General features: G+C 58.0%; 17 protein-coding genes. 10 read left to right on the plus strand and 7 right to left on the minus strand.

Annotated features, from left to right (window positions below):
• Positions 1-392: 392 nt before the first annotated feature.
• The 5 genes from BP758_RS07270 to BP758_RS07290 all read right to left on the minus strand — a co-directional run bounded on the left by BP758_RS07270 (position 393) and on the right by BP758_RS07290 (position 4,730).
• Positions 393-932, minus strand: a complete 540-nt coding sequence (locus BP758_RS07270; RefSeq protein WP_292370205.1) for a flavodoxin family protein — start codon at positions 930-932, stop codon at positions 393-395.
• Positions 933-949: 17 nt separating this feature from the next.
• Entirely contained in the window at positions 950-1,348 is a 399-nt protein-coding gene (locus BP758_RS07275) for a (R)-mandelonitrile lyase (protein ID WP_292370206.1), read from the minus strand.
• A gap of 66 nt (positions 1,349-1,414) precedes the next feature.
• On the minus strand, positions 1,415-2,053 hold the full coding sequence (locus BP758_RS07280; protein WP_292370207.1) for a flavodoxin family protein: 639 nt from the start codon (positions 2,051-2,053) through the stop codon (positions 1,415-1,417).
• Positions 2,050-3,534, minus strand: coding sequence for an MFS transporter (locus tag BP758_RS07285; protein WP_292370208.1), 1,485 nt, complete (start codon positions 3,532-3,534; stop codon positions 2,050-2,052). The genes BP758_RS07280 and BP758_RS07285 overlap by 4 nt, the downstream gene beginning before the upstream one ends.
• The gene (locus tag BP758_RS07290; RefSeq protein WP_292370209.1) at positions 3,531-4,730 is read right to left on the minus strand and encodes an aldo/keto reductase; all 1,200 of its coding nucleotides are present in this window, start codon (positions 4,728-4,730) and stop codon (positions 3,531-3,533) included. Before BP758_RS07290 ends, BP758_RS07285 begins: the two co-directional genes overlap by 4 nt.
• A 121-nt stretch (positions 4,731-4,851) precedes the next feature.
• On the opposite strand from BP758_RS07290, the gene BP758_RS07295 reads away from it, so the two are divergent.
• Together BP758_RS07295 and BP758_RS07300 are read left to right on the plus strand one after the other, a co-directional pair.
• Positions 4,852-5,205 (plus strand): winged helix-turn-helix transcriptional regulator, encoded by a 354-nt coding sequence (locus tag BP758_RS07295; RefSeq protein ID WP_292370210.1) that lies wholly within the window; start codon positions 4,852-4,854, stop codon positions 5,203-5,205.
• A 178-nt stretch (positions 5,206-5,383) separates the two neighbouring features.
• Entirely contained in the window at positions 5,384-5,722 is a 339-nt protein-coding gene (locus BP758_RS07300) for a hypothetical protein (protein WP_292370211.1), read from the plus strand.
• 14 nt (positions 5,723-5,736) lie between these two features.
• Here BP758_RS07300 and BP758_RS07305 read toward each other — a convergent pair whose 3' ends face one another.
• A complete protein-coding gene (locus tag BP758_RS07305) occupies positions 5,737-6,318 on the minus strand; it encodes a carbonic anhydrase (protein WP_292370212.1) in 582 nt (193 codons plus the stop codon).
• A 342-nt stretch (positions 6,319-6,660) separates the two neighbouring features.
• Here BP758_RS07305 and BP758_RS07310 point away from each other — a divergent pair, with 342 nt between their 5' ends.
• From BP758_RS07310 to BP758_RS07345, 8 genes are all read left to right on the plus strand, one after another.
• On the plus strand, positions 6,661-7,395 hold the full coding sequence (locus tag BP758_RS07310; protein WP_292370213.1) for a GNAT family N-acetyltransferase: 735 nt from the start codon (positions 6,661-6,663) through the stop codon (positions 7,393-7,395).
• Positions 7,396-7,511: 116 nt separating this feature from the next.
• On the plus strand, positions 7,512-9,461 hold the full coding sequence (locus BP758_RS07315) for a proton-conducting transporter membrane subunit (protein ID WP_292370214.1): 1,950 nt from the start codon (positions 7,512-7,514) through the stop codon (positions 9,459-9,461).
• Entirely contained in the window at positions 9,458-10,399 is a 942-nt protein-coding gene (locus BP758_RS07320) for a respiratory chain complex I subunit 1 family protein (RefSeq protein ID WP_292370215.1), read from the plus strand. Before BP758_RS07315 ends, BP758_RS07320 begins: the two co-directional genes overlap by 4 nt.
• Positions 10,396-11,088 carry a hydrogenase subunit gene (locus BP758_RS07325; RefSeq protein WP_292370216.1) on the plus strand — a complete coding sequence of 231 codons (693 nt, stop codon included), beginning with the start codon at positions 10,396-10,398 and terminating at the stop codon, positions 11,086-11,088. Before BP758_RS07320 ends, BP758_RS07325 begins: the two co-directional genes overlap by 4 nt.
• A complete protein-coding gene (locus BP758_RS07330) occupies positions 11,085-12,569 on the plus strand; it encodes a proton-conducting transporter membrane subunit (RefSeq protein ID WP_292370217.1) in 1,485 nt (494 codons plus the stop codon). Before BP758_RS07325 ends, BP758_RS07330 begins: the two co-directional genes overlap by 4 nt.
• Entirely contained in the window at positions 12,566-14,152 is a 1,587-nt protein-coding gene (locus BP758_RS07335; protein WP_292370218.1) for an NADH-quinone oxidoreductase subunit C, read from the plus strand. The genes BP758_RS07330 and BP758_RS07335 overlap by 4 nt, the downstream gene beginning before the upstream one ends.
• Before the next feature lie 9 nt (positions 14,153-14,161).
• Entirely contained in the window at positions 14,162-14,671 is a 510-nt protein-coding gene (locus BP758_RS07340) for an NADH-quinone oxidoreductase subunit B family protein (protein WP_292370219.1), read from the plus strand.
• 82 nt (positions 14,672-14,753) lie between these two features.
• On the plus strand, positions 14,754-15,548 hold the full coding sequence (locus BP758_RS07345) for an alpha/beta fold hydrolase (RefSeq protein ID WP_292370220.1): 795 nt from the start codon (positions 14,754-14,756) through the stop codon (positions 15,546-15,548).
• A gap of 411 nt (positions 15,549-15,959) precedes the next feature.
• Here the strand turns inward: BP758_RS07345 and BP758_RS07350 are convergent, their stop codons facing one another.
• Positions 15,960-17,294, minus strand: a complete 1,335-nt coding sequence (locus BP758_RS07350; protein ID WP_292370221.1) for an AIR synthase-related protein — start codon at positions 17,292-17,294, stop codon at positions 15,960-15,962.
• Positions 17,295-17,347: the final 53 nt, after the last annotated feature.

The following is a 17,347-nucleotide window of genomic DNA, read 5'->3' on the forward strand; positions in this document are numbered from 1 at the left end:
CCCCCCCACCTCTTTTTTTTCTACGTGGGGGGTACCCTCCCCCCCATGTGCCGGCCCAACAGGGGATCACCCCCCTCCCCCCTCCGGCCCGAAATAACCCCCCTCACCAAAAATGATGACCTCACCAGATCTGTTTTTTCAGTCGTGGTTCCATGCGAAACGAAGGTTTGTGTTCTGGAAAAATACCCGCGGTTTTGCGGACACGGGGGGAGGGGGGTGGCCCCCACCCCCCCACCTTCTTTTTTTCCACGTGGGGGGTACCCTCCCCCCATGTGCCGGCCGGACTGGGGGGTACCCCCTACCTCCCTGATGTGAAAGAGGCGTCCCCTCCGGGCCCGCGTTTTACAATAAAATGGTGCATCTGCTAAACTTCTGCATTGGATGTCCGGGCATCAGACACCCTTTCCCATCTCGTAGGCCTCATCCATGGCTTTGCTGCCCTTGATGTCCCCGATGTTCCATGCACCGGTCCCGTAGATGATCCCCTTTTCCGAGAGGCCGGAATAACAGGAAGTAAAGCCTCTGAACCCCTCGATGGTCCTCTCCAGCGATTCCCTATTCGTGTCTGCTGCCGTGACAATGAAATACATGTCCTTGTTGCTGATCTCGGAAAACTTTGCATAGGTCCTGTCGATCAGCGTCTTCATCTGCGCATCCATGGTGTAGAAATACACCGGCGTTGCCATGACAATCACATCGGCTGCAAGGAACTTTTCCAGGATTTCGGCCATGTCATCCTTCTGGACACATTTTCCCCCGTTCCTTTTACAACCGTCGCAGGCGAGGCAGAAGTTGATCTTTTTGTCCCTCAAAAAAATCTTCTCTGCCTCGTTTCCGGCATCTCTTGCTCCTTTTAAAAACCGGTCGCATAAGAGATCGGAATTTCCGTGCTTTCTCGGGCTCGCAGAAATAATCAGTACGTTTTTACTCATCGTTTTTCTCCCCATCGTCAGGATAACCTGGTGTATTCTTCATCCGTTACCGGCTCCAGCCATTCGGCGTCGCCCTTCTGTACGTTCGTGCTGATTGCGATATGGGTAAGCCCGCTGTCCGGTGCAGCACCATGCCAGTGTTTCACATCCGGCGGGATCCTGATGACATCTCCTTTCCGGATCACCTGCGCCTTCTTTTTTGCTTCCTGGTAATATCCCCTGCCGCCGGTCACAAGCAGGACCTGGCCGCCGGGGTGTTTGTGCCAGTTGTTCCGTGCGCCCGGTTCAAACGTTACATTGAACACGGGGCAGTAGAAGGTACTGTCCTCGGGGACCAGAACCTCCAGCCATGCGGTCCCGCTGAAATGCTCATTTGCGATCTTTTCCCCTTTCGGGAAGATTACCTGTTCTGTCATACCTTTTGCTTTAACCATCTGATATCCCTCGTAACGATGAATCTCCGGGGTCCCTGTGATACGGGATCATTCCCGGATAAAGTTCGTGAAAACCGGTTTTTCCCGCTCCGGGAGCTGCACACCCGCATGAAGGCCGGCTTCCTTGCATTTGAGGAAAAACGCCATGTTCCGTGCAAGAACCCGCATGGTCTGCAGGCCTTCATCATCCTTTTTTATGTCTTCCGGCCCGGCCCCGTGGACCATATTCCAGTACCGGGACGAGATCACGGGCATCTCCGAGATCGTGAAATATTTGTTGATCTGGTCAAAGGTGGCCGTAGTTCCCGCTCTCCGGGCGGAGACAACTGCCGCTGCCGGTTTTAAGTAAAATGTCTGCCTGCCGGCCTGCATGTCCGTATAGAACGCACGATCCATAAATGATGTCAAAGCACCGGATGCAGCGGCATAGTGTACCGGCGATCCGAAGACAAAGCCGTCCGCGCCTTTTGCGACATCAAGGAATTCGTTCACCGTATCGTCAAACATACAGCGCCCGGTCTTGGCACACGACTTGCAGGCAGTGCAGCCGGCAAGTGGTTTTATGCCAATCCAGAAAATTTCCGTTTCGATCCCCTCTTCGTTGAGAGTCTTTGCAACTTCCGTAAGGGCTGTCCATGTGCAGCCCTTCTTGTGGGGGCTGCCGTTTACCAGTAATACTTTCATCATTCACCCTCCTGATTTTTGGCGATCTCCGGCAGGGCCGGGCCTTTTTGTACAATTCCCGGCCGTACGATCCATACGATGACGATGACAAACGCGAGCCCGAGCATCACCGTCCCGGCTGTGAGCGAGGCCCCGACCCGGACCGCGAGGAGCTCTGCGGGTGCCATCGCGACCGTGCCGGCAGCGGCAAATACCGTGACGAGGATGCCAAGGCCAAGCGAACCGCCGAGCTGGTGGGCAACGTTCACAAGCCCGGAGGCAGCGCCGGCATCTTCCTTGGTGACACCGGCGATACCGGAGGCGGTGAGCGGGCCAAGCGTGGCACCTTGACCGGCGCCGATGAGGATCATCGGGAGTGCGATGCCGGTCACATAAGCGGTATCGGCAGAGAGCCGGCTCAGCCAGAACATGCCGATCAGTGTCACGAGAAGACCCCCGGCGAGCAGGGGTCCGTTGCCATACTTCCGTGTCAGCTGCGGGACAATGACCGCTACAACAAAGTTTGCCACCGTCATCGGGAAGAAGGCGAGGCCGGCTTCGAGCGGGCTGAAACCGTCCACAACCTGGAGAAACTGGGTGATGAAAAACCAGAAGCCCAGCATGGCGCCGAGGAAGAGGATGCGGGCTGCATAAGCCCCGGACCGCTCACGGCTTGCGAACAGGCGCAGCGGCATGATCGGCTGTTCTGTCCGCGACTCATTCAGGACAAAGAATACGAGCAGTAAGATACCTGCCAAGAGCGCCATGATCGTGACAGAGTCACCCCAGCCGGCCGTTGCGGAATTGACGATGCCGTACACAAGTGCAGTCATGCCCACGGTCGAGCTGATGGCACCGGCAAGGTCGAACCGGCCCGGGCGCCGGTCGCTTTCGGCGAGGTAATGCTGTGCAGCAAGCATCATGGCAATCCCGATGGGGACATTGATGAAGAACGCGAAGCGCCAGGAAATATACGTAGTGAGGACACCGCCGAGCACGAGGCCGAGGCTGGCCCCGACACCGGCCACGGCGCCATAGTAGGCGACCGCCCGTGTCCTTTCCCGTCCTTCGGGAAAGTAGGACGTGAGGAGGGCAAGGGTCGAAGGTGCGAGGATCGCGGCGCCGACGCCCTGCAATGCCCGGGCACCAACCAGCCATACGGCAGAAGGTGCCAGGCCGACAGCAAGCGATGCAACCGTGAAGACCCCGACACCGAGAACAAACATCCGTCGCCTGCCGAGAATGTCGCCGGACCGGGCACCGAGAAGGAGCAGGCCTCCGAAAGCAAGCGTATAGGCGTTCTGCACCCAGGAGAGCCCGGTGTCCGAGAAGCCAAGGCCGGTGTGGATCTCAGGGAGCGCAGTAATGGCAACAGCAATGTCAAGAACGATCATCAGGTAACTGGCGAGGATGATCACGAGTACGGCTGTAGGATGTGCATGATCATGGGCACAGGTTGCCGCTGACATGACTGTGCTGCCCGGGTCTTTTGTTTCCGGACTCATATCTGCTTGAAAACCTGCCGGGCCGTTGCAACACGCTCATCGAAACCAGGGCCTTCCAGCTCCTCTACAACGGATTCAAGAAACGCCGGGATCTCCAGGTGCTGGGGACATTTCTCAGCGCACTCCCCGCACTGCACGCACAATGACGCATACTCAGACTTCCCGAGCCCAACCGCACCACCGAGCCGTGCAGCATACATGAATTTTTCCCCATCGGTATTCCCGGTCAGGTACAGGTTGTTGTACTCTTCAAAGCAGAGCGGGATATTGACTCCCTGCGGGCATGGCATGCAGTACTGGCAGCCGGTACAGCCCACTTTTAAGAGTTCCCGGTACTTCTTCTCCACGCGTTGTACAAGAGCCAGCTCGTTCCCGGTCAGCGAACCGGGAGTTGCCGTATCTGCGATTGCGAGATTCTCTTTGATGTGGGACTCGTCGTTCATCCCTGACAGGACAACCGTAACCCCGGGATGGTTCCAGATCCAGCGCAGCGCCCATTCCGCGGGCGTCCTCTTTTTTGGCGCCTCGTTCCAGATCTCCTGTATCGTCGGGGGCACGGTCTTTGTCAGGTTACCGCCCCGGAGGGGCTCCATAATGACAACGCCAAGGCCCTTTGAAGCGGCATATTCGAGGCCCTTTTTACCAGCCTGGTTCTTCTCATCGAGGAAGTTATACTGGATCTGGCAGAAGTCCCATGGATATGCATCCACGATCCGGGCAAAATCCTCGCTCGCGCCGTGGAAGGAGAAGCCGGCATTCCTGATCCGGCCATCGGCCTTTGCCCGGGCAAGGAACTCCTTAACCCCCAGCCTTTCGACATTGTCCCAGAGGTCGCCGACAAGGGCGTGGACAAGGTAATAATCGATATGGTCAGTCTGGAGTTTTGCCAGCTGCGCGTCGAGGTACGTGTCCATGTCCTCCCGTTTTTTTATCAGCCATGAGGGGAGCTTTGTGGCAAGTTTCACTCTTTCGCGGTAGCCGCCAAGAAGGGCCCTGCCGACAAGCGGCTCGCTCTGCCCCATGTGGTAGGGCCATGCCGTGTCCACATAGTTGACCCCGTGATCAATGGCGTACCGTACCTGCCTGATGGCCCGGTCTTCATCGATCGAGCCGTCCCCTTTTTCAGGGAGGCGCATACACCCGAACCCGAGAACGGAAAGTTCGTCCCCGGTCTTTGGCATTTTCCTGTAGAGCATGATTTATTCACCTGGCTGTCCGGCGTCAACGTTCCCGGATCGAGTATACTATATATAAAAATCATATGACATTTATAGTGCGTACAAACAAAGATGTGACATACTTACAGGTTTGATACTAATGAAAAAAACACCGAAGAAATACAAGTACAGCTGGCCAATCGAGGCGACCCTGGATGTGATCGGGGGCAAGTGGAAGCCCCTGGTGATCTACCAGCTTAAGGAAGGAACGCTCCGGTTCAGCCAGATCGTAGAGAAGGTGCAGCCGAGGATCACACCAAGGATGCTGACAAAAGAACTCAGAGAACTGGAGACCTCCGGGCTTGTCATCCGGAAGGTATACGCACAGGTCCCGCCAAAAGTGGAGTACTCGCTTACGGAAACGGGGGCATCCCTCATCCCGATCCTCGACGATCTCTGCGACTGGGGATCTGAGCACATGGGAGACGATATCGAGTTCAAGTGCGACGAATAATTTTTTTTTATCGGTTCTCCTGAACCGACCAGTCAGGGGAGATTTTTTTATCCGATCATTGAATCACAGGGATTTGCCAATACTGTACCGATCCCCCCATCCCCCTTTCGTATCTTCCTTCCAAAGACATGGCCCCCATCCAAATACTAAAAATACCGTTTCCGCTAACCTGTTATGCATGAGCGATCCGGTTATTGTCGAAATTGTCGGCCTGAAATACTCGTCCTGCTCGCCGTTCCCCTGCGATGCCGACCGCACCTGCGGCCTCTCTGAATGCCACCCGTCGGGAAAGCTCACAAAAGCCTTCGATGCCCTCAAAGACGTGCTGCAGCAGACCTATGGCGACAAGGTTGCGCTCCGGCTCACCCTCATCGACGACGAAGTCCCGGCCCATATCCGGGCAATCCTTGAAAAAGACTACCCGCCCATCCCGATGGTCATCGTGAACGGCAAACTCACCCGGATCGGCAGGATCGCCCTTGACCGGATAAAAAACGAGATAGAACAGTGCCTCTAAAGGCACCGTCTTTTTTAGCAGATCCGGTTTAATACCCCGGTCTCGAGATCGTAATAAAGCCCGTGAACCTGGATCTTCCCTTCAGCAACCGCATTTTTCACCAGAGGATAGGTCAGCAGGTGTTCGAGCTGGAGTTTCACATTCTCCTGCTCGATCGCCGTAAACCGGGCCTTGATCTCGTCAGGAGTTTTTGGCGTTGGCATTTTTGCATCCACACGCTCCTTTGCCACCCGGGCATTGCTGAGCCAGAGCGGGATATACGCATCCGTGGTCTGCATGTCCATGGCCTTAATTGCCCCGCAGTCCGAGTGCCCGCAGATAACAATGTCCTCGACCCGGAGGTGTACGATGGCAAATTCGAGCACCGTTGCAAAGTTCCAGTCATGGTCGGGCACAATGTTCCCGATATTCCGCTGGACAAAGATCTCGCCGGCGCGGGCCTCGGTGATCCGTTCAGGGTTCACCCGGGAGTCGGAGCACCCCAGCCAGAGCACCTTCGGGTGCTGTGCCTCGACAAGATCCCGGTAGTGATCGATATTTTGCGTAAAGTCGGATTCGCGGAACTTGTCGTTTCCCAGGAGCAGGTTGTCGATCATGGATACTCTCCCATGCACATGATATGCGGCGTCTTTGTCTCCCTGTCCGCAGAGTGACTGCCTCCCCGGGGGTCATAAATTTTGCCCTGTCCTGACCGGGATCCTGCGGTAAAAACCGGGGATATGCCGGGCAGATTCTGCCGGTACGGTCCGCACTTCTGCTGCTACGGGAACGGCCGGGTCCGCACCGGCATGAACAAAACATCATAATTCCGGGATGGCAGCCGGATGCGGAACCCGCGATGGGGGCAACTTTTCGTTATTTTTGCCCGGCAATTGCGAAAAACAGGGTCCCTGTTACTAAAAAATCACCTCAACCTATATGCTGGATCAGGAAAAATAATGGAGGACTCAAAACAACCTCGCCACCTGCCGGGACACCGGGTTCCGGGACGATTACGAGGTTTAATCACTTACTACAGGGAGCAGTATAGTACGTCAGCATCGATCCCAGGACACCATTCACCCGAATCCGGCGAAGACACGACCCTACTCACACTCTACGCCCTGGCCGGGGAGGAGAGCGGGGGACTGGTTACCTTCCGGCCCCGGTTCATCTCCAGTATCCAGCGGCATCTCTTTACCCCGGTCCGTGCTGCCGCTCTCCCGGCTGCAGGACCGGTCACGGTCCGGGAGCTCTCGCCCCACGAACTCGTCAGGGCCGAAGACGAGCTCTGGATCCATTACCACCGGCAGAAGGCCGATGCCGCAACCGACCGGCTCTTTGCGGCTTTTGCCGGGACCCAGCTTGTCGGGGTCGCCCGCTGCTCGCGCCACCCGGACTGCCTCGAAGTGGACGGCGTGTACGTGCTCGAGGAGTACCGGCTCAAGGGATTTGCCCGGTCCATCATGAAGCAGCTGATCGAGGAATGCGGTAAAAACGAGATCCTGTACCTCCATTCCCGGGTCGAACTCGAAGAGTTCTACCGGAGCATGGGCTTTTACGCAATCCCGGAGCCCGGACTGCCAGAGACTATCCGGGACCGGTCCGGATTTATCAGGGGCAGCCTACAGGGAGCAGGGGTCTGCCCGATGAGACGCGACCCGTCTGCAGACAACGGGAAAAAGGACAACTAAACGGGGTGTGTGCAATGGTTCCGTACTGCAGAAACAGGATTGTTTTTTCGGGCACTACACCGGGTGCAGCCGGTTCATTCTCTACCACCGGCCATCAGCAGGCAGGGATCTAGGCAATGATCGAACTGCTCTTCTTCCTCATCCTCGTGCTTTTCGTTCTCGGAACAGCCGTGCCCCTCATCGGAGCCGGTAAGGACCGGCGCGATATCCGGGTCCTCTCCCTTGCCTGCACTGCCGCAGCCTCGGCACTTCTTGCTATCCTCGGCCTTACCCTCCTCCTTACCGGGACAATGCTTGCCGTAACTGTGTGGCAGGCATTCCCGGGCATAGAGATCTCGTTTTTCATCGACCGTCTCGCGGCATTCTTCCTCCTCCTGATCGGCACGGTTGCCGCATGCACGGCGGTTTATGCAACAGGATACGTGGAACACATGGAGGGCGGGAACCGGAGAAACCTCCTCTGCGGGGGCATGGGCCTCTTTGTGCTCGCCATGACTCTCGTGGTTGCTTCGCACACCACATTCTCCTTCCTGTTCTTCTGGGAGCTCATGGCCGCGGTCTCCTTTGTCCTCGTGATGTACGAGTATAAGGATGCCGGGACCACCAAGGCCGGGATCTACTATTTCGTGATGACCCAGCTCTCTACGCTCTTTGTGATGCTCGGGATTATCGCGCTCTTTGTGCTCACCGGCTCCTTTGCCATGGCCCCGCTGCACATTACCCCAGAAACAGCACCGCTTGCCACGGCCGCTTTTTTGGCCCTCTTCTTTGGCTTTGCCATAAAAGCCGGGATCATCCCGTTCCACAAGTGGCTCTTCTTTGCCCACCCGGCAAGCCCATCGCCGGTCTCGGCCCTCATGTCCGCGGTGATGCTCAAGGTGGCAGTGTACGGGCTCCTCCGGTTCCTTCTTGACATATTTTCTCCCGATCTCTGGTGGGGCGTGCTCATCCTGGTCTTTGGGATCGCTTCTGCGGTGCTCGGCGTGATCTATGCCTTCAAGGACCATGACATCAAGGGGCTCCTTGCCTATTCGAGTATCGAGAACATCGGGATCATCTTTACCGGCATCGGCCTCTACGTGATCTTCTCCTGCGAGGGCCTTGCGCTCCTTGCGACCATCAGCCTGCTTGCCGCGCTCTTCCACTCTCTCAACCACGCGCTCTTCAAGGCGCTCCTCTTTTTGACGGCCGGTTCGGTGGTGCATGCCACCGGCACCCGGGACATCGAGAAGATGGGCGGCCTTGCAAAGAAGATGCCCTCCACTTCAGTGCTCTTTTTCACCGGAGCCATTGCAATAGCCGCCCTTCCGCCGTTAAACGGGTTTGCCAGCGAACTTTTGCTCTATATTGCGTTCTTCCAGTCGGTCGCGGTCGTCGACCCGCTCTTAAAAATCCTCCTTTTTATCTGCCTGGCCCTCTTTGCGCTGACAAGCGCCCTCTCGGCGGCCTGCTTTGTCAAGGCGTTCTCCTCGGTATTCCTGGCCCAGCCGCGCTCGGATGCGGCACGGGACGCACACGAAGTATCCCTCCCGATGCTTGCCGGCCCGGCGGTCCTTGCCGCGGCATGTATCATCCTCGGGGTCTTTGCCTGCCAGATCTTCATTGCCGCCGGTTACGTCATCCCCTTCCCGGACCTGCTCCTCGTGAGCCTCCTGCTCCTGTTCATGGCAGGGCTCACGTACCTTGTCCTGTACTTCACCGCATCCCGTGAGACACGGGTAAGCGAGACCTGGGGGTGCGGGACAAAATCGCAGCCCGCAATCACGGAATACACCGGCCACGGCTTCTCCGAGCCGATCGTCACCATCTTCGCCTCGGTCTACCGCACCAAAAAGTCCAGTACAAAAACGTACTCCGATACATCCGACTGCCTCTTTGCCGGGGGAACGGCAGAGATCCGGCTCGTGGCGTTCTTCGAGGAGTACCTCTACCGGCCCCTGGGACGGGCTGCAATGAAGGGTGCATCGGTTGTCGCACGGATGCAGAACGGCTGCCTCGACACCTACCTGCTCTATGTCTTTATTGCGGTAATAGGGGTCATCGTCTTCCTGGGGGTAGCGGCATGATCCCCGACTTTGTCCTCTGCTGCATCCTCAATACGGCGGTTGTCGTCCTCATCTCCCCGCTCTTCGTGAGCCTGGTAAAAAAAGTCAAGGCATGGACTCAAGGAAGGCAGGGGCCGCCGGTCTTCCAGACCTATTACACGCTCGCAAAGCTCCTGAAAAAAGAGACAATCTACTCGTCCCAGGCCTCGTGGGTCTCGCGGGTGGCGCCGTTTGCCTGCATGGCGGCAATCCTCACTGCCTCGCTCTTTGTCCCGCTGGTCTATGTCACGGAACCGTACGGCGGGATTGGGAACATCATCCTGTTCCTGTACCTGCTCGTGGTGGCCCGGTTCTTCATGGCACTTCTGGGTCTCGATGCCGGGAGCGCCTTTGGAGGTATGGGCAGCTCCCGGGAGATGAGCGTATCGGCGGTGATAGAGCCAACCACGATCATCGTCTTTGCCGCACTCGCCTTTGTCTTTAAGACCCTGAACATCTTCGACATGGTGGGGGCCGCGGTCTCCGCAGGGACCCTCAAGACCCCGATCCTGATCCTCCTTGCCATATCGCTCTTTATTATTCTCATTGTCGAGACATCCAGGATCCCGGTCGACAACCCGGAGACCCATCTCGAACTGACCATGATCCACGAAGGCATGATCCTCGAACAGTCCGGGAAGAACCTTGCGCTCATGGAGCTCTCTGCAGCCATCAAGCAGACGCTCCTTATGGCGCTCCTCATCAACCTCATCGTGCCATGGGGGATTGCGACAACGCTGTCCGCCGCAGCCATTCTTGCCGCAGCCATTTTCTTTATCGTAAAGGGGAGCATCCTCGCACTTATCATCGGGCTTTTTGAGTCCTCGATGGCAAAGATGCGGTTCTTCCGGCTCCCGGGCCTCTTCATGATGGCGTTCTTCTTCTCGACCTTAATTATCATCATCGAGGTGTTCGCATGACCGATCCCGCATTCTTTGACGGTGTTATCAAGATCCTCTTTGTCTGCGTGCTCATCACGGCCGCGTACATCATCACGACAAAGAACCTCATCTCGCTCGTACGGGTCTACGCGCTCCAGTCGCTGGTGCTCGTTGCGATAGCAACCGCCCTCTTCTGGTACGAGGGGGCACTCGTCCTTGCCGGGATTGCGATCGTGACCCTTGTTACAAAAGTGATCGTTATCCCGTACTTCATCGCGGCCGTACAGGAGAAGATCCGGATAAAGCGGGATATCGAGTTCCATTTCTTAAGCCCGACAAGTTCGCTCCTAATCTCGATCGCGCTCATGCTCGCCATCTATATCGCGCTCTCGAACGTCCTTGCCGGGACCCCGGCGAAGGGGAGCCTCTTTTTCTTTGGGGCGGTAATCGGGCTCTCCCTTGTCCTCATGGGCATGATGGTCACATTCTCCCGGAAAAAGGCGGTAACAAAAGTCCTCGGCTACCTCTCGATGGAGAACGGGGTCCTGCTCTTTGGTCTCTTTGCCACCGAGCTCCCGTTCATCATCGAGTTTTTGATCGTGATCGACCTCATCATCCTCGTGATCTTAACGACTATCCTGACGATCGGGATCGATTCCACGCTTGAGGAGTACCACAACCGGCTCCACCGGTTCTACCTCTGGGAAGAGCAGGAGGAATCGCCATGATCCTGCTTGCCTACGTGCTCTGCACCGCACTCGCCATCGCCGGCATCGCGCTCTCGCACACCCACCGGCAGATGAACGCGGCAGCCATCGGCCTTGCCGCGGCCTTTGCGGCGATCACGGGATACATCCTCCTCTGCGTGCAGGTGCCGGTTGACACGTTCCTTATCGGGAACGGCTACTTCTTTATCGACCACCTCGGCCTTTTCGAGGTTGCCGTGGCTGCTGCCATCTTCCTTTTGGCCGCCGTCTATGCCCGGGGCTATGTGGAGAACCTGATCATAAGCCACGAGCTCGAAGCCGGGAGCCTGAAGCTCTTTTACGGGGCATGGTGCCTGCTCGAACTGGTCATCGTCCTTGCGTTCTATGCCGACAACCTCGCGCTTTTCTGGATCTTTGCCGAGATGACCACGATCATCTCTGCAATGCTGGTCGCCATCCTCTCGGCAAAGGAAAACATCGACGCCGCGCTCAAGTACATCTTCGTTGCCTCGGTCTCGATGCTGATCGCCTTTGCCGGGCTCATCTTCCTCTTCGAGATCGCCCGTTCGGCAACCGGCACCGGCACCCTCAACTGGACGGAGCTTATCCGGCAGGCTCCCCTGTTCCCGCCGGGCATGGTGATCGCTGCCTTTGCTCTCGTCTTTGTCGGGTTTGCCGCTAAATCGGGGATATTCCCGTTCCATACGTGGCTCCCCGAAGCACATGCAAAGGCCCCCTCTGCGGTGAGCGCAGTCCTCTCGGGCGTGCTCCTGAACGTGGGCATCTACGGGATCATCCGGGTCTTTGCCATCGTGCACCGGACTCCGGCCACCACAACCGCGGCAATGCTCGTCCTCTTCTTTGGGGTCTGCACGATTGGTATCGCAGCGATCTCGATGCTCCCCGAGAAGAACTTAAAAAAACTGATCGCGTTCTCGAGCATCGAGAACATGGGCATCCTGCTCGTCGGGATTGCGGTGGCAACGCCGCTTGCGATCTTCTGGGTGCTCTTCCACGTGATGGCCCATGCGTTCACGAAAGCCTCGCTCTTCTTCTCGGCCGGCATCCTGCACCGGCAGTACAGGAGCCACTTATCCGCAGATGCGCCCGACGAGATCCGGGACGTGTTCCGGTTCCAGCCGTTTGCCGCATGGGGGATCATCCTCGGGGGTCTCGCTATCATCGGCATGCCGCCGTTTGCGGTCTTCTTCTCCAAGTTCTTCATCCTCGTCTCGCTCGGGGCACTCTCGCTGTGGGTGCTCGTGCCTGTCCTTGCCCTGCTCTTTGTGGCCGCGGCGGCGCTCGGGTACTTCGTGATCCGGTCGTTCTCCCGGGTCACTCCCGAGGGTGAACCCATGGACCTCGAACAATACCATACGCCGCTTTCCATGAAGGCCCCCATCGCGATCCTGCTTGCCGTAATCCTGCTGCTCGCATTTCTCTTCCCGATGGGAGGCACCGCGTACCTGAACCAGATTGTAACGGAGCTGATGTTTGCATGACCCCGTCCTCCCATGAAGACACTGCATCCCGGGCTATCCGGGAGATCCTCGGCGATGAGGCTCCTGGCAGGGCAGCCCGGGGGCCGGGCGGCGAATGGTACGTACCGGTGGAAGAGAGCGGGTTTGACCGGGCGATCCGCGAGCTTGCCGCACGGAAGTTTGTCCTCATCAGCCTCTTTGGCACGGAAGGGTTCGCGCAGGAGAGCAGGTTTTCCCTCCTGTACGTTTTTGAGCGCAAAGAGGGCATCCTCGTCCTTGTCCGGGCAGTCGCGGACGGCAGGGCAACCTCGATAGCCACGATCTTTCCCTCGGCATCATGGCCCGAGCGGGAGTGCCGGGACGGGTTTGGGATCGAATTTGCAGGCGCCTTCGATACCCGGCGGCTCCTCCTCCACGAGCCCTATCAGAAGGATTTCCACCCGCTCAAAAAAGAGTTCGCGAACGCGCCCGTGGCAACCAATGACGATGTCCCGGCTGCCGAAGAATACCAGTTCCGGGCCATGACCGGGGAAGGGGTGTACCAGGTTGCCGTAGGCCCGGTCCATGCCGGGATCATCGAGCCCGGGCACTTCCGGTTCAGCGTGATCGGCGAGACGGTCTTCAACCTCGAGATCCGGATGTTCTATACCCACCGGGGGATCGAGAAGCTTGCCGAAGGAAAACTCCCCGGGGACTGCGTAAAGGTGGCCGAAGCCGTAAGCGGCGACGAATCGGTGGCAAACGCAGTGGCGTTCTGCATGGCGGTCGAACGCATTTCGGGAATCACGGTGCCCGACCGGGCATGGTTCATCCGGACCATCCTTGCCGAACTGGAACGGTGCTGCTCGCATCTCGGCGACCAGGCTGGAATGCTCACCGATGTTGCCTTTGCCCTTGGCGCGAGCCAGTTCTCGGTACTCCGCGAAGAGGTCTTCAGAAAGAACGCGGAACTGACCGGCTCCCGGTTCCTCCGGGGCATGACCTGCATCGGGGGCGTAACCCGGGATATCCCGAAAGACCGGCTGGCAGATCTCGCAGAGTTTGTCGGGCAGCTCAAAAAACGCTTCCGGGTCGGGCTCTCGATCGTCCTTTCCACGCCATCGGTGATCGACCGGTTCTCGACTACGGGGGTCGTGAAGCGCGAACTCCTCCGCCCCTTAAACATTACCGGGCCGGTTGCCCGGGCATCGGGAGGTCGGATAGATGTCCGTCTCGACCACCCGTACGGGGTGTATGACCGGTTCGTCCCTTCCCACACCCCCCTTGACGACGGCGACGTGCTGGCCCGGTTCACGGTAAAGGCCCAGGAGTTCCTCGATTCGCTCGACCTCATCGAACGGCTCATTGCAGCAATTCCTGAAGGAGCCGTCCTGAGCACGGAACCGGTCCGCGACGGGTATGCACTGGCGCTTGTCGAATCGGCCCGGGGCCAGAACCTCTGCTGGGTCAAAATAAAGGACGGGAAGATCGACCGGTACAAGGTCAGGACGGCATCGTACTGCAACTGGCTGGCCATCGAACACGCGGTGCCGGGGAACATCCTTGCCGATTTCCCGGTGATCAACAAGAGCATGAACCTGTCCTATGCCGGGACAGATATGTGAGGGTGGATCATGGTCAATGCATTTTCCTGTCTGGTTAAACGAAAGGTGACCGAAGAGCACCCGGTCCGGAGCGAAGAGATCGAACGTCTGGGCGCCGAGATAAAACGGGAGATAGACGCCCGGTTCGGGAAGAGCCTTGCGATCCGGGAACTCGATGCCGGCAGCGACAATGCCGCCGAGATCGAGGTAAACAACCTCTCCAATGCCATCTACGATGTCGAGCGTTTCGGTATCACGTTCGTTGCCTCCCCCCGGCACGCAGATCTCCTCCTTGTGACGGGAGCGGTCACGCACAACATGGAGATCGCGGTCAAAAAGACCTACGATGCCATGCCCTCCCCGAAATTTGTCGTGGCCGTGGGCGACGATGCCTGCGACGGCGGGATCTACAAGGGGACCTATGCGGTTATCGGAGGAGTGGACAAGGTGCTGCCGGTCGACCTTAAGATCCCGGGCAATCCCCCGGCACCGAAAGATATCCTTGCCGGCCTGCTCGCGCTTATGAGAAACGAAAAATAAAACCCGGTAAACGGTTTTTACCTGCCCTTCTGCTCCCCGACCGGGAATGATTTATACCGAGACGCCGTACACGGATATAACTATGAGTCCGGTGCGGAAATGGGGGGCAGGGCCGTACCCTGTCGCGGTTGTCCACGGAGGCCCGGGAGCCCCGGGCGAGATGGCCGCTGTTGCCCGCGAACTCTCTTCGGTGAAAGGGATCCTCGAACCGCTCCAGACCGCAACTACTCTCGACGGACAGGTCCGCGAACTCATGCAGGTGCTGGAAAAGGACGGCATGCCCCCGGTCACGCTGGTGGGATTTTCCTGGGGGGCGTTTCTTTCCTGGATGGTAGCTGCACGGTACCCCGCGCTCGTGAAAAAACTGATCCTTGTGGGGTGCCCGCCATTCGAGGACCAGTACGCACAGGCGATCACGAAGACCCGGCTCGACCGGCTCAAACCGGAAGAGTGCCGGCAGGCGCAGGACCTGATGAAGTCCCTGGAAAACCCGGGGAATGCGAACGATCCGACCGACCGGGATCTCCTGCTTGCCCGGCTGGGCGGCCTGCTCTCCCATGCGGATACCTGCGATGCGTTTGCCGCCGCGGACAACCCGTCGTTTTACTGCCAGTACGATGTCTTTAAAGGCGTCTGGGACGAGGCCTGCGAGCTCCGGAGGGCAAAGATCCTGCTTGCCATGGGCCAGAAGATTGCCTGCCCGGTGCTGGCAATCCACGGGGATTACGATCCCCACCCGGCAGAGGGTGTCGAGGTTCCCCTTGAAAAGAACGTAAAGGATTTCCGGTTTGTCCTGCTCCCCAGATGCGGCCACCGCCCGTGGATCGAGCGGAACGCGGCAGAGAATTTTTACCGGATCCTGGTAGAAGAGATTTGATTATTTTACTCTGTAGAAATCATTTTCTCTTCACCAAACGGCATTTGAGGGGATGACCCTCTCTCACCCCCAGAGGGGGATGAAACCCCCTTGACCTCCCCTTACCAAATGAAAATTTTTCATGTTGCTTCTCGTGCATGGCCTTGCTTCACGGGGCGAGCCCCGACGAGGCGGCGAGCACCCGTGGTTCCCTCACAATAAAATTTGAGGAGTTAAGGATATTTACAGAGCAGATTGATTAAAAAAAAGAGTACAGCCTGATGTGATATCCCGCTCTATCTGACAACGAAAGCGAGCACGCGCCCCCCGCCCCCCTCGCGCTCAACGGGTGGCACCGCTACACCCGTCTCGCTAGGGGGAGTGAGGATAAGGGAATTGTAGTCACTTTTTCTGGTAGTATGCCTGTACGAGTCAGGCTGCCCGCTCTTTTCTCTTCAGCTTCGCAAGCACCCGTTTCTTCTTTTCGATAGCCGCCTCCGATGCCTTCAGGACGCCTTTTTGCATCTCCTCAAAGGCCGGCACATCGGTATCGACCACCTTTTTTACCGGAGTATATGCCGATTCCCGGAACCGTGGCTGGAAGTCGGTCTCTTTCCCGCCGGATATGAGAACCGATTCCGGTTTTCCTTTCTCCACGTACCCGATCTCGCGGCAGCCGACCCCGGTAGCATTTATCGTCCGGATAATCTCCGGTGCATCGGCTTTTGGTGCGACAATGAGGAGTGCATCGAGCGAGACGCCGAGGAAGTCGATCTCCAGGGCATCGAGCATCTTCTGCACCCGGGGGTTAACGAGCGCCTTTGCGTCCTCTTCTTTTACCACCATCCGGCACTGTGCGGTCTCGGTCATCTCGAAGATGTCGCCTCGCAGGCCGCCATTGGTCACATCGGTCATCGCATGGATCTTATCAAAGACCGGGCTTTTTATCAACGCCTCGCAGGTAGTGAGGAAGTTGAGGTTGATTGTCTCTTCCACGACCTCGGGGAACCCGGAGTAGATGGCAGCAGTTGCAATCGTCCCGCCGCCCGCGCCTTCGGTCATCAGGATCGCATCGCCTGCCTGCGTGGACTTTCTCGCGGTCAGGTGCCGGGCCACGCCCACGCAGCCCACGCAGCCGGTGAGCCGGCTGCCAAGCACCATGTCGCCGCCGATGCGGAGGGTCGAACCGGTCACGAGCGGCACGTCCATTGCCTCCCCGACGGCCGTGATACCCGCGGTGTAATCGAAGATCTTTGCCACGTCCCCGTCGTCGGCAACGTGGATATCGGAGAAGAGCATCACCGGCTTTGCGCCCATCACGTAGAGGTCGCGGAGCGTTGCCCGGGTCACATGGAACCCGGCAAGGAACGGGTAATCGGAAAGCCGGGAGTGCATCCCGTCGACAGTACAGACGATATACTCCCCGCCGGCCTTTACCGCCCCGGCATCGTCCATCTCGTCCACGCCCACCGATGCAGAGGTTTTCCCGATAATCCGGGCGATCTGGCGGTGCGCAAAAAAGTCGCCTTTGCCCCGGGAACCGACCCCGAACTCCCCCATCTTTACTCCTGCCGGCGCGAAACTAAAAAAGTCGCCGGAGAGTCCCTGCGTGTTCTTAACCTCTGTGACGACCGCCCGGGCAAAGGCTTGTGTGTATCCGGCCCGGGAATGTTTTATCTCGGTTATCCGCCCGGCAAGGTTTTGTATGACGGTATTTTCATCTTCGCCGGCTGCGAGATGCACGCGGGCGTATTCCTCAACATCCATATGATCCGTATTCGTGCCGGGCCATAAATACCTCAGGGGTTTTTTAGGGCTGC

It is taken from the genome of Methanoregula sp. UBA64, assembly GCF_002502735.1.
Lineage (GTDB): Archaea > Halobacteriota > Methanomicrobia > Methanomicrobiales > Methanospirillaceae > Methanoregula.

Bases quoted from the DNA above. Each gene is read 5' to 3' on its own strand.
- BP758_RS07310 (WP_292370213.1), top strand. From the start codon at position 6,661: ATGGAGGACTCAAAACAACCTCGCCACCTGCCGGGACACCGGGTTCCG.
- BP758_RS07285 (WP_292370208.1), bottom strand. From the start codon at position 3,534: ATGAGTCCGGAAACAAAAGACCCGGGCAGCACAGTCATGTCAGCGGCA.
- BP758_RS07295 (WP_292370210.1), top strand. From the start codon at position 4,852: ATGAAAAAAACACCGAAGAAATACAAGTACAGCTGGCCAATCGAGGCG.
- BP758_RS07330 (WP_292370217.1), top strand. From the start codon at position 11,085: ATGATCCTGCTTGCCTACGTGCTCTGCACCGCACTCGCCATCGCCGGC.
- BP758_RS07325 (WP_292370216.1), top strand. From the start codon at position 10,396: ATGACCGATCCCGCATTCTTTGACGGTGTTATCAAGATCCTCTTTGTC.
- BP758_RS07340 (WP_292370219.1), top strand. From the start codon at position 14,162: ATGGTCAATGCATTTTCCTGTCTGGTTAAACGAAAGGTGACCGAAGAG.
- BP758_RS07320 (WP_292370215.1), top strand. From the start codon at position 9,458: ATGATCCCCGACTTTGTCCTCTGCTGCATCCTCAATACGGCGGTTGTC.
- BP758_RS07300 (WP_292370211.1), top strand. From the start codon at position 5,384: ATGAGCGATCCGGTTATTGTCGAAATTGTCGGCCTGAAATACTCGTCC.
- BP758_RS07305 (WP_292370212.1), bottom strand. From the start codon at position 6,318: ATGATCGACAACCTGCTCCTGGGAAACGACAAGTTCCGCGAATCCGAC.
- BP758_RS07335 (WP_292370218.1), top strand. From the start codon at position 12,566: ATGACCCCGTCCTCCCATGAAGACACTGCATCCCGGGCTATCCGGGAG.
- BP758_RS07275 (WP_292370206.1), bottom strand. From the start codon at position 1,348: ATGACAGAACAGGTAATCTTCCCGAAAGGGGAAAAGATCGCAAATGAG.
- BP758_RS07290 (WP_292370209.1), bottom strand. From the start codon at position 4,730: ATGCTCTACAGGAAAATGCCAAAGACCGGGGACGAACTTTCCGTTCTC.
- BP758_RS07345 (WP_292370220.1), top strand. From the start codon at position 14,754: ATGAGTCCGGTGCGGAAATGGGGGGCAGGGCCGTACCCTGTCGCGGTT.
- BP758_RS07350 (WP_292370221.1), bottom strand. From the start codon at position 17,294: ATGGATGTTGAGGAATACGCCCGCGTGCATCTCGCAGCCGGCGAAGAT.
- BP758_RS07270 (WP_292370205.1), bottom strand. From the start codon at position 932: ATGAGTAAAAACGTACTGATTATTTCTGCGAGCCCGAGAAAGCACGGA.
- BP758_RS07280 (WP_292370207.1), bottom strand. From the start codon at position 2,053: ATGATGAAAGTATTACTGGTAAACGGCAGCCCCCACAAGAAGGGCTGC.
- BP758_RS07315 (WP_292370214.1), top strand. From the start codon at position 7,512: ATGATCGAACTGCTCTTCTTCCTCATCCTCGTGCTTTTCGTTCTCGGA.